A 12,799-nucleotide genomic window follows, 5' to 3' on the forward strand; every position below is an offset into this window, starting at 1 on the left:
GACCACCGTCACCGTGGTCCTATCGAAACCGCCCGGGAGGACAGAGGCGTACTCCCACCCCGGCACCTCGTAACGGAAGGTCCCAAAACCGCCGGCAGCCTTCACGACGCTCTCATTCGGAACCTGGAAGACCACCCGCCCCTCGACGGCCTTGCCGGTAACCGTTACTGACGACTCTCCCGGCCGGTCGAAGACCACATCACCCTTGTCCCATTGGAGCGGCAGGGGAAAACGGCCCGGCGTCACGAACTCCCACGTCAGCACAGCCTCAGCCCCCCCGTCCAAGCCCTGCCAGAACGGGAAAGAAACAACCACCTCAACATCGTCATCACCTACAACAGCCAGATCGATGACACCCTCCGAAGCCACCCCAACCTCCGGAGCCGGCGACTCCTCCCCACCCCCACGGGCCACCACATCAACCCGGGTGAACGGAGCCCACCCCGAATACAGGGCTTGCACCTCGAAGCTGGGATCCTCACCCTCCTGCAACTCGACGAACACACCCGACCCGCCACTACGCCCCACCACATACGTCACAACGTGACCCTGGCCCTGGCCCTCAGCCCCGACCTCGTGCCAGCTGACATGCAACTCGACCGCCTTGCCGACCTCGTGCTCACCCACCCGATACTCAGGCAGGCGGCCCTCAGAGGCGTAGTCCGCGACTGCGACCGTACGCGGGCCCCACCACAAGCTGATCAGATCACCCTCAGCCATGTCCGGATACGGCCCCACCAGCACCTTCACCGGCTCATGGGACTCCTGCGGACCCACAAACGGCACACCATCATGGTGCGAATCAACATCAATCCGAGCCGGAGGAAGACTCTCATCCACCCACAACACCACCGACTCCCCAGCACCAGAACCCACAGACACCACACAACCCCCATCAGCCACAAACACACCCGGTCACACACTCCGCGGAACCAACCGGAGCCTACCGACCAGACACCCCCTCCCACCCAAAGATCAAAAAAACCCAACCTCGAACCCACCAACCCACATGCTTCAATCTGAACACCAGCTAGAAACTGGCTGACAGCCCACATACCAGCAGCAAGACGTCGGCTGTGTTTTGTCGGCGATCGGTGAAGCCTGAGCCACCATCAAAAACCTCGTGAACTGGGCCTTTTACCGACCCGTCAGTGACACCGACCACTGACAACACGTGACGTCGGCGCTGAATCGTCGGCCACCATGACATCTCATGCAACGACCCGACACCGTCGCAGTCGCATTGAGGGCTCCTCATGCGCTGCCAGCACATGGAATGATCAAGCGATGACTGAACCGAACAACGCGGACGACCCCTCCTTCTGGTATGGAACCGAACGAGTCGTCAACGGGATCGCCCAAGGACTCTGCACCCTGGAGCAGGGCATAGCTTGGTTCACCAACCTGTCACCGGCCCGCCGGCAGGAGGCACTGCACGAGGCCGGCCTGTACGCGATGCAGGCCCACATCACAGCCGAAGACGGCCGCGCGGGCGTAGCACGGTCAGGCGTGAAACCCACCGCCAACCCCTCGGTCATGATCTGCATGAACCCTCCCCGCTACGGATTCTCAGGCCTCCCCGCCGACGAACACGTCAAAGCCTTCCGCGTACTCGTCTCCGTATTCACCGTCGCCGACACCCGACGCAGGGAGATGTACTGCAAAGGCACCTGCACACACGCCTGGCACAACTTGACCAGGAATTGCGAATGATCGCAGCCATCTCTTCCGTTGGATGAACGAGAGACCAGGTACACGCAGGTCAAAGCAGATGAGGCGGCGGGTGGTGCTGAACCGATGCGATAGCGTCCCAGCACATGGCTGCCGACGACAACGAAGAGCAGAAGGCGGACGGGACTGCCGAGAAGGATGCTGCCGGCGTACGCCTCGTGGAAGACCTCGTTGCTCAGGTGCCCGGGTTCGAGGACGCCTACGAGTGCCACGTCTTCAACGAGAACAGGCTGCTCCCGCACGTGTTCTTCTGGGACGTCGTGCAGGACACCGTCCGCTCGTACCTGACGGAGGACGCCCCGGACGGTCCCGACTGGCGCCGGGTCCTTGCGTTCCTGGAGGAAGAGACACAGCGTCGCGTGCCCGGGGCAATCGAGGTCATCGTGACCTCGTTCCTCTACGACCTCCCGTACGAGGGGGAACCCGGGCACGGCATAGAGGCACATCTCGGGCCCGCCATGAAGGAGAGGTACCTACAGCTTCGACCCCGGTACGGGGCAGAGGCCCCGGACGCTACGGGGAAGCCAGAAGCGTAGCCGCCCGTTCTGGCCACTTCTACTGCAGATTCACTGGCTCTCAGCGCAGGTGGCGAAGCTCTCGCAGTCCGTAGTCCGGCGGCAGCCACCCCTTCTTCCGCCTCTCGATGGTCTTCCGTGTGTGCGGAGGCGGCTGCGGACAGCCCTGCATCAGATCAGGTTCATCCCTGGCCCAGGCAAGCCCGTAATGGGCGGTACGCACAGGCCAGATGGTCTTCACAGACTCCTTCAGGCACAGCGCCGTCCCATGTCGGCTCCGGCGCAGCTTGGGGCGCGGCGGCTGAGGCGGGCGCAGCTTGCACTCCTCAGCGAAGGCCGTCAGGGACGGTAGCCCCTCACCTCCCAGCGGGTCGCTGAACGGCGGCCCGCTGGTGCCGGCCCCAATCCGCCAGAGGAGAGCGGTCGCACTCAGCAAGGGGCGGGCCCAGGCTGGAACAGCGTGAGTCATACAGCCCTGACGCAACCCTTGATCGTGCAACGTGATCGTCGTGCCGTCCGGGGCCAGATCGCGGACGTACGCGGTGGCGAGCTGGGTGGTCGAGGCCGCGGTGAACACGGCCGTGGCGAGCTGAGCCGCCAGGTACGGGTGCGCCGTTGCACGGTGAAGACGCCACACCACCTCCGCCTCGGTGACCGGTGGCATCACCGGCGCGAAGAAGTCCCGGTCCTGCGCCAGCGGCGCGGCGCACCGGCACGAGCCGGTCGCCTCGTCGAGAGCCCTGAGCGTGGTCAGGGCGGGCAGGCTGATCCAGCGGTTCACCAACGGCCGCGCCGCTTGGGACACCTGCTGCTGCGGCGTGGCCAGCTCGGCCTCGGGCAGCAGAGCGGAGGCCTCAGCGACGAGGTGCTCCACCTGCCGCAGCTCACGCTCCAGGAAAGCCCGCATGGCCCGGTGGTGGCAGACCAGAACCAGGCGGACACCAGTGCGCCGGCGCAGAGCGAGGAGATCTCTGAAGCGGTGCGGAGTGAGCAGGTGGGCGCGCAGCAGAGTGAGGTGGGTGATGGGCGTGGCCAGGATCCAGGCGGCCGCGATCGCCCAGGCCGGGGTGGGGTCGAGGTGACGGTAGCCGGTGAGGGGGACGGGTTTGCCCAGGGCGGCGAGGATGTCGTAGGCGAGCGCGATCCCGGCGTCGGTGCCGGGAGTGGGGTGCACGGTGAGGCGTCCGTGCTGCGGGGCGTGGGATGCCAGGGCCGCCCGGGTGTGGACCACGTCGTCGTACGGGTCCAGGACCACCGTGACCGGCGGCGGATTCGGGCAGTCCAGCACCTCAGGCCACCACCGGTCGCTGGCGCAGTTTGCTGTAGGACCAACGCAGGAGGTCCTCATCCAGGATCCGTCCGGACTCCTTCATCCCGGCGGTCAGATGATGGGTGATCTTCGCCCAGGCCCGGAAGTTGCCGTGCGCGGCCTCGTCATCGCACATGGCGATCAAGTCCGGGTCCGTATCCGCCCACACGGGATGGAACGCCGGGACGACAGTGAGAACCTCCTCCAGCGGCATCGGCTCGATCTCCTGCCACGCGTACACGCGGGACTCCAGCATCGGCTCGCTCTGCAGCATCTCGAAACAGCCGTCCCCGCCCGTGAACACGATCGTCAGGTCCGAACCGATGTCATCCCACAAATAGCGCAGATATTCGAAGCACATCTTCGACAGCCACTGCGCCTCGTCACAGACCAGGACGTGCGTCTCCTCCAGGGCGCCGCGCAGCATCCGGTCGAACTCGATCGGCTGCCCCGGCGGACGGCCCTGCAGACCAAGGGCATGGAACAGTTCGTGGCGCAGGTCTCGGGTGGAGGGGCGGGCCCTGAACTGGATCCGGCGCGTCAGCTTCGGCGCGAGCTCGCGCAGCGAGGTGTTCACCGCCAACGACTTGCCCCGGCCCGCCTGCCCGTAGATACAGATCATGGCTCTGGCCTCGATCGCGGCACGGATGTTCTCCCGGACCATGAGTAGGGCACGTGTTGAGACCACCTGGGCGCCCGGCAGTCGCATGAAGTGGTCCTCCCGCTCCCGGGGCAGCCGGCCTTGTCGCTCAGCAGTCGCCATTGATCAACGCTCCCCGCTGTCGTCACGTACATCAGCCACTCCCGGCAGCCCGTCATCGGCTGCCTCCGCCTGTCCAGCATCCGTTTGCAAGTCGGCCGCCCGGCGAGGGCGGACAACCGGACGCGCCCACGAGGCCGGAGGCTCACGGGGAGGGATCAAGTCCGGCAGCGCCCGGGCCGCCAGATCCACACCCCTGGCCCGGGCGATCTCCGCCTCCGCCTGAGAAGACGTGACCGTGCGCCGCGGACGGGGCACGGACGCCGTCGTTGTGGCCGTGTAGCGGGACTTGCGCAGCTTCTCCGCCGCCTTCAGATCCGCCTTCAGCGCGCGGGCCTTCTTCTCCCTGACCGAACTGAGCGCACGGCGCTGCTCCACCGTCGCCGCCTGGGCCAGATAGGCGCTACCCAGATGCCGGCCCCACTCCTCGGCGGAGAACACCTCGATCCGCCCGTCGTAGTGCGGCAGATACCGCAGCCGGACCCGCATGCCGACGTGCCCGGCCATCCACGGCGCGATGTAGGCACGGCGCCGCCATAAAATTCCGTTCGTGGTGATCTTCCGGACCCGACCGTCGTCCTCCAACGCGAAGAACGCCAGCCGCTCCTCCGCGACGTCCTCGACCGGCACCGGATCCGCCTCCCACGCCGCCAACGGCGTCATCCCGTCCGCAAGACCCTCAGGATGGTGGCTGGTGTTCCACCCCCGCACCCACTTCAGCAGCTCCTCGACGAACTCCGGATACGACAAGAGGTGCTCCACCCGATCCGGACGGTGAGCACCGACCGGCCGAGCCCTGCGGGTATAGCCAGGCAGCGAAACCAGGAACATCACCTCGACCGCGTCGTTCAGCGCCTCGATGGTGCCCTTGCGATACGGCTTATAGGCGGGCAGGTCATGGACCGGAACCGCGAAGGCACCCAGCGCGCGCTCCACCGTCCGGCACAAGAACTCCTTGCCCCGGTCCACCCGCACCACGCCTGGCAGGCCACCGAACGGGCCGTACGGATCCTGCCTACTGATGCCTGTGCGCAGCGCGGCCAGGACCGCGTCCCGGGCCGGCTGATGCGGAGTCACCGCCACTCCCACAATGGCCTTCGTCGCGACATCGATGAACCACGTCACCCACGGACACACCGCCACGCCCTCGACGTCCACACGGACCGGGACCCGCTTGTGATCACCCTCCCAACACGCGTTCCGATGAGTCCGCGGACGCTTGCCATAGACGTCGTAGCGTCGGCGGGCTGCTTCACCGCCCTTCAACCCCGCCCGCTCCCCCACCGACAAGTCCTGCCGTACCGCGCGCTGCAGAGCACGAAGAGAAGGCACCGAATCCGCGACACCAGCCTCCGTCGCCTCGGCGAGCAGCTCACGGTGGACCGCGGCCACGTTCCCACCCCACACTGCAAGACGCGCACGGACATCAGCACTCACGCCAGTCCGCGCAGGCGTCCGAGCAGACAGACGCCCCTCACGGCGCCCCGCCGACAGCCAGCTCCACACCGTCCGCTCCGACACCCCAGACACCGAAGCCACCAACCGCACATGCCCCGAAGAAAGCTCGCCCCGGGAATCCAGCGACAGCAGACGGGCAACGGCCGCCTCCCGCCCCACAGCAAGCGGCATCACCACGTCCCCGACGTCGAGATCCTTCCCGGCCATGCGCACCACCCCCCAGACCCACTCCCCCGCGAAGACGCTTGTCCTCCCCTGCCCACCTCATGCAGACACGCCGCGCAGCATCACCCGAACGGAGGTGCCCGGCTCAGGTGGACCGCCCAGATTGATGCAGTAGCCCACGGGGCAGCTCTTGCCTGCAGGCGGGGCTACGAAGGGGAACCCATGGCGCGAAGGAAGTCGCTGGCGTCTCAGCTCATGCAGGCGTACCGCGATGCCCAAAAGGCCAAGGCAGCAGCTGCCAAGCAGGCAGAAGCAGAGCGGCTACGGCAGGCGCGCGCTGAGGAACGGGAAGCGGCCCGCCAGGCCAGAGAGGAGGCGCGCAGAGAGAGGGAGCAGGCGCAAGCCTGGGTACGGGCCAAGAAGCAGAACGAGAAGGCGCGTACCGAGGAGGCACGCAAGGCCGATCAGATCGTTCGGGACCTGGAGAAGCGTGAAACAGCCCGGGCGAAGGCGGCCGAGCAGAAGAAGAAGGCCGCGGCGCGTGAGAAAACCGAGGCCGACCGGCGAGCAAGCCAACAGCTGAGCGGGGACCTGCGCCGTGAAGCGGCAGCCAAGACAGCCGAAGTCGAGGAGCAGGTCAAGCGCCTGAACGCCGTGCTCACCGGCAGAACGACAGGACTGCACGCTCACCGCCTGCCGGTAGAGCAGGCCTTTCTCAGCAATGGCATCGACGCGATGACTGGCCACGTCGAAGCCGCACTCCGCCAGGTCAGCTACCCCACCGGACTTCGCGGCACGTGGCGCACGGCGTTCACACCCGAATCACGAGAGCTCGTGCTGGACGTCGAACTCCCCAGCCAGGTGGCAGTACCAGTGGCCATGCAGTACCGATACAAGGGTTCGACTCCGCCCGCAGTCGTCCCCCAGCCGCGGAAAGACGCCGAGACCAAGGCAATGTACAGGGACCTCGTCGCCAGACTCGCGCTCCGCGCCATCGACGAAGCGCTCGCCGTGACACCACCCGCGCTGGTCGACGTCGTGGCCTTCAACGGACACGTCCACGCCAAAGACCGCGCCACAGGAAGACCCGACCGCCCCTGCCTGATCAGCCTGCGTGTCAGCAGGGAGACCTTCGAGGAACTCGTCCTCGACGAACCAGAACTCGATCCCGTCCAGAGCCTGCGCTACCTCAATGCCATCGTCTCCCAGCACCCGTACGACCTCGAGCCCGTCCGCCCGGTGGTCACCTTCGACCTCGCCAAATACAAGCTGGCACCCGAACGGGACGTGATCGCCGGCCTCGACAGCCGCCCCGACCTCGTAGCACTCGACCCGATTGAGTTCGAACACCTCATCCGCCGGCTGTTCGAGGCAATCGGACTCAAATCCTGGGTCACCCAGGCCTCACGCGACGACGGAATCGACGCCGTTGCCCTCAACGAGGAACCCCTGATCGGCGGGCTCTGCATCATCCAGGCCAAGCGCACCAAGAACGCCGTTCCCGCCGAAGCTGTCCGCGCCCTCGCCGGCGTCATGCACGACAAAGCAGCAGCCAAGGGCATCGTCGTGACCACCGCCTGGTTCGGCAAAGCGAGCCACGACTTCGCCTACCGCACCGGCCGCATGGAAGTCATCGACGGCCGCCACCTCAAAGCGCTCCTCCTCGAACACCTCCACATCGACGCCCTCATCGGACTCCCCAAGCTCCCACCCGGCTGGGCAACCCGAGACCTCACCTAACACAGGACCAGCAAGAAGCTCGCCCCAACTCACTCCGCGCATACCGGTCCAACGCCTACAGACTCGGCGCGAGCTCCACCCCAGATTCGGCAGCACTCTTCAGCAACAAATCAGCGCCGAACTTTCAGAACAGGAGCCGCATCACCACAAACCTGCACGTCACAGCGCTCACAACCTACTGAAAACGAAACGCCGGACCACTGAAGAACCGACGCCGAATATCAGCAGGATGCCCTACAACTTCTCCCCGGCCCGCCTGCGCTGTATGGAACTGGAACTGGCCGAAGAACTATCCGGCCAGGACTCGCCCGCCAACGTCCAACATGAGGGGCCGTCAGCGGGCTGACGGCCCTTCATGAACGATCGAGGCTAGCCGGTCACCATTTGTCGGTGCACCACTTGTTTGTTTCCGGGCCCCGGTAGCAGGCACGCATCACGAAGCTGCTGGCCGACCTGGTCTGGACACCATCGGTGAACACGCTCACCGTTGTGCTGTAGATGGACCGGGTGACCCAGTTCGCCCTGCTGTCGGAACTGGTTTCCAGCCAGATGGCACCCTGCCGGTCCGTCGGGAAGTTGTCCAACTTGGCCCAGCCGTACTGGGAACCGGCGTAGGTGCCATAGCGCAGCTGAACCTGGAACCCGCCGATCGACGTCCACTCGGCGGTCCTCTTGTCCGAGATCGAAAGCACCTGATCCCGGTTGATCGTCTCCGGCGCGGCGCTGGCCGGCCCGACGGACGTGGTCATCAGCGTGCCCACTGCCAGTGAAGTGAGCAGTAACAGGCGAAGTGACTTCAACATGGAACCCCCAAGATGTTGATCATTAACGGCTGGGTCTTCGCGGCTACGCTCACCAAACGGCGCCGCGGGCGGCGCCGTCGGGGAATGCGAGGAGGGCGCGGCGCGTCTCCGCGGTGATGGCGCGCAGGAGCATGCCCCGGTTCCTGCATGGCGCGCGCACGCGGCAAGGGCAGAACGAGCAGCGCTGACACAGTCTGAGCCTTTCCTTTCCTTCTCCCCGGACCTGTCGCGAGGACACACAAGAGCCTCACAGCGGCCCATGACCGTCCCGTGCGGCGCAAGAAACCGGACCGTGACAGTTCTGCAGCAGTACCTGTCACGCCTCGCGGCAGTCGGCCTGATCAAGGGCCTCTACCCGATCCTGTGGGGGCGCGGGCAGATTCCCACCGGACACCTCGCCGACCGCATCGGCCACGAAATCCTCATCGTCCACGGCAGCTCGTCCATGCGGTCGGGTTCGTCCTCGGTCTCGCGCTGCTGGACCGTCCGCTGCTCGCGGGCATCCTGTCCGCGGTCATCCTCGGCCTGGGGCACGGCCATGGTCTACCCGGCGCTCATCGCGTCCATTTCCGACCACGCCCACCCCGGCTGGCGGGCCAACGCCCTGGGGACCTACCGGTTCTGGAGGGACATCGGCTCCGCCGCCGGAGCGCTCGTCGCCAGCATCCTCGGCCTCAATGCCACCGTCATCGCCGCAGCCGTTATCACCGCCACCCCCGGGCTTCTCGCCGCCCCCTGGATCACCGAACACAAGCCGCAGATCTTTTCTTGGGGGGAGTCGTCGCGGAGCGTTACCCCGATGTTCGATTGTGAGGAGACGGGTTCGCGTGAGACCGCGTACGCCTTGGTCGTCCGCGACACTAATTGACGATCCATCAGGTATCTCCGGGTCCACGATCGCTACCAGCGCAGGCTGAAGGATCTTCCGCTCGCTGAGCAGGGCTTCGTGATCCGGCTGACGGTCCGGCGCTTCATCTGCGGAGCGGCGGACTGCCCGCGCCGGACGTTCGCCGAGCAGTTTTCTCGGCTCGCCGCCCCGCACGCACGGTTCGCCACGCGGCTCAACCGCGCCCTGGAGCGAGTGGGGCTCGCGCTGGCCGGGCGGGCCGGCGCCCGGCTGGCTTCCCAGCTGCGCTTCGGCGCCGGGAATCGGCGGCATGTAGTGCCGGCCGGCCCCGCAGCCGCAAGCCCGGGCCGAGCCGAGCCGCACCACCGCCCCTCACCCTCCTCATCGACCCGACGACGATCCGGACATCACCGCCCAGGCGCTGGCCTGACACCACACAGCGGCCGGACGGATCACCATCGACCCGACCCCCGTCACCACGGCCCCCGCCGCGGAGCGGGGCTGCCGGTGAGGGCGTACCGCTCCTCGGCTCCGGTGCCCTGGATCCGGACCGCGACTGTGCCGTCCGGGCCAGCCTCGGTCCTCAGGGTGAGATCGCCGGTGGTGGCCCCGACCTCGTCCGTCATCGCGCCGCCCGGCCCCGCCTTCACGTGGTCGGTCAACGGGACCGACCCCTCCAGGACGGCACCGTGGTGAGGCTGCGGGGTGTTATCGGGCTGGTCGGTCATGAGCACGTCTCCAGCATCTCGGTCAGCTTCTTCTTCTCGCCTTTGGTCACCGTGAGCTGTTAGCTGCTCTTCACGTTCGTCCACGCCGTCGCGTACGTGCACCAATACGCCTCCGCGGGAGGCTGCCGGTCCTGGGGGCCCTGGTCGCCCTTTGACCGGTTCGTCGCCGCCGACACCGCGAGGAGCTGAGGGCGGGGCAGGTCGTTCGCGAACTCCTTGCGCCGCTCCGCCGTCCACGCCCCGCCGCACGAACGCCAGGCGTTCGCGAGGGGCACCATGTGGCCTGACATGTTTCGCTTTGACACGCGGTGGTGTCATAGCAAAACGCGGCGTGCACACCTTCACCGAGCTCCCAGAAAGGTGATCTTGAGGTCGAGGAATTCTTCAGGGTCGCCGTCCTTGCCGACCTCGACCAGCGTCAGGAAGCCCTTGCCGCTCTCGAAGCAGAACCGCATGCCCGCTTCAAGGGAGGCGATCTTCAGCACGTCGACGAAACGTGTGACGGATTTACATGTCGCCAGAGAACCAGGTTCCGCAGCCTCAAGAGCGACGATCCGTGCTTCGTTGATCGCCCACAACTCGTCGTAGTCCCGGTAGAAATCCCCCAGGCGGGGCCACGCTCGGTGGAGACGCCGGCTGGGGCGGGGCGGCGTCCTCGGCTCCAGGGCTGCTCGACATGGCGCGTCCTCTCACGGTCAGGGCGGCCCATTGAGGTGCACATGCCGCCGGTCTTCAAAAGACGACGGATGACGTAGCCGAGTTCCCCGCGAGAGAGCCTCACGCTGCCGCGCCAACCTGCCCGGGGGCGGTACCAGGAAAGACCCACCGGGCACCGGTGCCCTCAGCGGCCGGCTTGTGGCCCACGGCGCGGGTCCGGCTGCTGAGGGCGGTGTGCTCGCTGCCCGTCCTGGCGCACCGGTCGCCCCTCGGGATCGCCGTGTTCGTCGTAGTAGTCAGCGCGGGCGCGGGAGTCCTCGGCCACCTTGGTCAACGCGAGCCGTAGGCGGTTCAGCCGCTCGGCGGTGAGGTCCAGGGCGTCCAACGTCCGTACGGGACTCCCGCAAGGCCCGCAGAGCCGTCAGGTCGATCACCGCTGTGAACAGGCACGCCCATGGCAGCCGGCCATCCTCGCGATAGGCGTCCCGCGACAGCAGCTTGGTCATCTCATGACAGCCCCAGAGGTGGTGGCGTGGTGTTACGGGTGTGCGTGCAGATTGTCCTCAGTCCGGCGCCGGTAGGAGCGCTGCCGACACGCGGGACTGCAGTACCGGGCATCCACGCGGCCGGACGTGACCTTCCTACCGCAGCCCCCGCACGGAAGTCCCCCGGCCGGCGACTGACATGATCGGGCCGTGACCGAACCAAACTGGGAAGGCTGGTACCGGCAGCTCCTGGCCGCCGTGGCGCTGCTGGCCGCTCCCGCACCCGACCAGTTGGCCTGGCTGGAGACGTACGACGTCCCGGTGGACGAGATCGCCCTGAACTTCGACGACGCCGCGGTGATGGCACAGCAGCTCGGCAACGAGGGCTGGCTCACCCCCGAGGCACTGTCCGAGGTCCAGCGGATGGACGACCTCCTCGGCCACCTGACCGCGGCGGAGGGATCCACGGACTGGACCGCGCAGGGCCTCAGAACTCACGAACTGTGGGCACAGGTCCGTCAGGAAGCCGACCGGTTCCTGCGCGCAGAAGGCGAAACGGAACGGACTCTGCCGCTCGCCGAGATAATCCGCTGACTGAATCGCCACCGTCACCCGGCCTCCCGTCGAAGTGGCCGGACATGGTGATGTCCCCGGGGGGGGTGAACCACAACGAGGACGCCGCGCGGCGTACCTACCGGCGATGGGTCGGGCTGCACGGAAGCCAGGCCTCGGTTATCCAGCTCATCGAGGAGACTGACCGGTCCGGCGCGTGCTGCGGACGTGGCCCCCCAGGGCGAGTCCGTAGCGGAGCCCGAATCGCGCCGCTGAGCCCGTAGGCAGCGCCGGCTTAAGCCATGGTTGATGCGGTCGTCCTGGCGGCCTGCTCGATCTTCGCGAAGTAGGCTGCGCGGGCTTCCTTGTCGATCGGCTGCTCGTGTTCGGCGCGCATCCCGGTCCGGCCGTCTACGCCCTCGCGCAGGATGTCGGCGTGCCCGGCATGCCGGATGGTCTCGCCGAGGACATGGACCACGATGGCGAACAGGTTCGTGTCGGCATAAGGCTCCGGCCACCAGGGCACGTGGCCGGGGGAGTCGAGGGCAAGCTCGTTGATTGTCGCGTCCGAGTGTTCCCACGTGCGCCGGTAGAACCCGACGATCTGATCGCGTGTCTCGTTCTCGGCCGCCCATTGATCGCTGCCGTCGGCGTCCTGCCACCGGCACAGCGGCTCCGGAGAAGGGCGGTCGAAGACCTCGCCGAAGTACCTGGCCTCGACCGTGGCCACGTGTTTGACCAGGCCGAGGAGGTTGGTCCCGGTCACTGTCAGAGGCCGACGCGCGTCGTATTCGGACAAGCCGTCGAGCTTCCAGAGCAGCGCCTCACGGTCCCGCCGCAGTCTCTTGTGCAGGTTGTCTTTCGCGAACTCATCGATCATGTGGCACGAGCCTGCCATGGGCTGCTCATCGTCTCAAGATCCCGTACGCAGTCCACAACGACTGGCGGAGCCGTGGTTCGGCCATGGCCACCGCCCCGACCTGCTAAAAGGAGCTCCGGAACCTGTCCACGTGAGCCAGCCTCTCAGTCCCCGCGCAGAGTCGCCATTG

General features: G+C 66.8%; 14 protein-coding genes and 1 pseudogene. 5 read left to right on the top strand and 10 right to left on the bottom strand.

The features are described 5' to 3' along the window. The coding region (locus ACODT5_RS03730; protein ID WP_422517745.1) for a hypothetical protein at positions 1 to 750 on the bottom strand (750 nt) is incomplete at its 3' end. Positions 751 to 1,287: 537 nt separating this feature from the next. Here ACODT5_RS03730 and ACODT5_RS03735 point away from each other — a divergent pair. Beyond that, the gene (locus ACODT5_RS03735; RefSeq protein WP_422517350.1) at positions 1,288 to 1,713 is read left to right on the top strand and encodes a DUF5958 family protein; all 426 of its coding nucleotides are present in this window, start codon (positions 1,288 to 1,290) and stop codon (positions 1,711 to 1,713) included. A gap of 104 nt (positions 1,714 to 1,817) precedes the next feature. Then, positions 1,818 to 2,267: a hypothetical protein gene (locus tag ACODT5_RS03740; RefSeq protein ID WP_422517351.1), complete on the top strand. Its 450-nt coding sequence runs from the start codon at positions 1,818 to 1,820 to the stop codon at positions 2,265 to 2,267. Between the two features lie 40 nt (positions 2,268 to 2,307). Here the strand turns inward: ACODT5_RS03740 and ACODT5_RS03745 are convergent, their stop codons facing one another. The 3 genes from ACODT5_RS03745 to ACODT5_RS03755 are packed head-to-tail and all read right to left on the bottom strand — an operon-like array spanning position 2,308 to position 5,980. After that, positions 2,308 to 3,534 carry a hypothetical protein gene (locus ACODT5_RS03745; protein WP_422517746.1) on the bottom strand — a complete coding sequence of 409 codons (1,227 nt, stop codon included), beginning with the start codon at positions 3,532 to 3,534 and terminating at the stop codon, positions 2,308 to 2,310. A 1-nt stretch (position 3,535) separates the two neighbouring features. Further along, positions 3,536 to 4,318, bottom strand: a complete 783-nt coding sequence (locus ACODT5_RS03750) for an AAA family ATPase (RefSeq protein WP_422517353.1) — start codon at positions 4,316 to 4,318, stop codon at positions 3,536 to 3,538. Positions 4,319 to 4,321: 3 nt separating this feature from the next. Beyond that, complete coding sequence (locus tag ACODT5_RS03755; RefSeq protein WP_422517747.1) at positions 4,322 to 5,980, bottom strand: Mu transposase C-terminal domain-containing protein; 1,659 nt, start codon at positions 5,978 to 5,980, stop codon at positions 4,322 to 4,324. Positions 5,981 to 6,160: 180 nt separating this feature from the next. Between ACODT5_RS03755 and ACODT5_RS03760 the strand changes: the two genes are divergently transcribed. Continuing rightward, positions 6,161 to 7,678 carry a restriction endonuclease gene (locus ACODT5_RS03760; RefSeq protein WP_422517748.1) on the top strand — a complete coding sequence of 506 codons (1,518 nt, stop codon included), beginning with the start codon at positions 6,161 to 6,163 and terminating at the stop codon, positions 7,676 to 7,678. Positions 7,679 to 8,055: 377 nt separating this feature from the next. Here the strand turns inward: ACODT5_RS03760 and ACODT5_RS03765 are convergent, their stop codons facing one another. Further along, positions 8,056 to 8,481, bottom strand: coding sequence for a hypothetical protein (locus ACODT5_RS03765; RefSeq protein WP_422517749.1), 426 nt, complete (start codon positions 8,479 to 8,481; stop codon positions 8,056 to 8,058). Between the two features lie 292 nt (positions 8,482 to 8,773). Between ACODT5_RS03765 and ACODT5_RS03770 the strand changes: the two genes are divergently transcribed. After that, positions 8,774 to 9,349 carry an MFS transporter gene (locus tag ACODT5_RS03770; protein WP_422517750.1) on the top strand — a complete coding sequence of 192 codons (576 nt, stop codon included), beginning with the start codon at positions 8,774 to 8,776 and terminating at the stop codon, positions 9,347 to 9,349. 452 nt (positions 9,350 to 9,801) lie between these two features. Here the strand turns inward: ACODT5_RS03770 and ACODT5_RS03775 are convergent, their stop codons facing one another. From ACODT5_RS03775 to ACODT5_RS03790, 4 genes and pseudogenes are all read right to left on the bottom strand, one after another. Next, positions 9,802 to 10,056 carry a hypothetical protein gene (locus tag ACODT5_RS03775; RefSeq protein ID WP_422517751.1) on the bottom strand — a complete coding sequence of 85 codons (255 nt, stop codon included), beginning with the start codon at positions 10,054 to 10,056 and terminating at the stop codon, positions 9,802 to 9,804. Next, a pseudogene (locus ACODT5_RS03780) lies at positions 10,053 to 10,337 on the bottom strand (GmrSD restriction endonuclease domain-containing protein); the annotation flags it as partial. The gene ACODT5_RS03775 and the pseudogene ACODT5_RS03780, both read right to left, overlap by 4 nt. 60 nt (positions 10,338 to 10,397) lie before the next feature. Then, entirely contained in the window at positions 10,398 to 10,541 is a 144-nt protein-coding gene (locus ACODT5_RS03785) for a hypothetical protein (protein ID WP_422517752.1), read from the bottom strand. Between the two features lie 356 nt (positions 10,542 to 10,897). Next, positions 10,898 to 11,098 carry a hypothetical protein gene (locus tag ACODT5_RS03790; protein ID WP_422517753.1) on the bottom strand — a complete coding sequence of 67 codons (201 nt, stop codon included), beginning with the start codon at positions 11,096 to 11,098 and terminating at the stop codon, positions 10,898 to 10,900. A gap of 310 nt (positions 11,099 to 11,408) precedes the next feature. On the opposite strand from ACODT5_RS03790, the gene ACODT5_RS03795 reads away from it, so the two are divergent. Then, a complete protein-coding gene (locus ACODT5_RS03795) occupies positions 11,409 to 11,792 on the top strand; it encodes a hypothetical protein (RefSeq protein WP_422517754.1) in 384 nt (127 codons plus the stop codon). A 253-nt stretch (positions 11,793 to 12,045) separates the two neighbouring features. Here ACODT5_RS03795 and ACODT5_RS03800 read toward each other — a convergent pair whose 3' ends face one another. Continuing rightward, on the bottom strand, positions 12,046 to 12,630 hold the full coding sequence (locus tag ACODT5_RS03800; protein ID WP_422517755.1) for a DinB family protein: 585 nt from the start codon (positions 12,628 to 12,630) through the stop codon (positions 12,046 to 12,048). Between the last annotated feature and the right edge of the window lie 169 nt (positions 12,631 to 12,799).

The sequence above is a fragment of the Streptomyces tatrensis genome (assembly GCF_049310065.1).
GTDB lineage: Bacteria > Actinomycetota > Actinomycetes > Streptomycetales > Streptomycetaceae > Streptomyces.